We start from the raw sequence: 537 nt of genomic DNA, 5'->3' as shown, positions 1-537 counted from the left end.
CCACTGGTGTACACCCGCTGTGTCGGTTTTGGCTCGTTCACCTCCGGGGCGCCCCGGTCGGTGTCGGGACCACGACCGCGGCCAGCCCTTCGGGCGTGCCCCCACCGGCGAACGCGGGCTCCGCGGGCCCGTGCGGCACCGGATAGTGGCCGGAACTGAGCGCCCGGCGCAGCCGGTACTCGTCCAGTGGCCCGGAGAACGCCATGCCCTGCCCGTGCGTGCACCCCATCGCCCGCAGCGCGACGACCTGCTCGGGCAGGTCCACGCCGTCGGCCACGGACTGCAGCCCGAGGTCGCCGGCGATCCGCAGCAGCCCGCCGGTGATCTTGTGCAGCCGCGCCGACTCGACGACGCCCTCGACCAGACCGCGGTCCAGCCTGAGCATGTCGACGGGGAGCCTGCGTAGCGCGGTGATCGCCGCGTAACCGCTGCCGAAGCCGTCCAGGGCGACCCGGACACCGAGTCTGCGCAGGCCGCTCAGGCGGCGCTCCAGCTCGTCCAGCGAGATCCGGGGGTCGAGGTCGGACAGCTCGATGA

1 protein-coding gene is annotated in these 537 nt (G+C 73.4%); it reads right to left on the bottom strand.

The annotated features are described in order from the left end of the window. Positions 1–37: 37 nt before the first annotated feature. On the bottom strand, positions 38–537 hold a 500-nt coding region (locus ACLZOT_RS49795), incomplete at its 5' end, for an EAL domain-containing protein (protein ID WP_416975957.1).

It is taken from the genome of Streptomyces sp. 4F14, assembly GCF_048159485.1.
In the GTDB taxonomy this organism is placed as follows: Bacteria; Actinomycetota; Actinomycetes; order Streptomycetales; family Streptomycetaceae; genus Streptomyces.
This window is presented reverse-complemented; position numbering and strand designations above follow the sequence as displayed.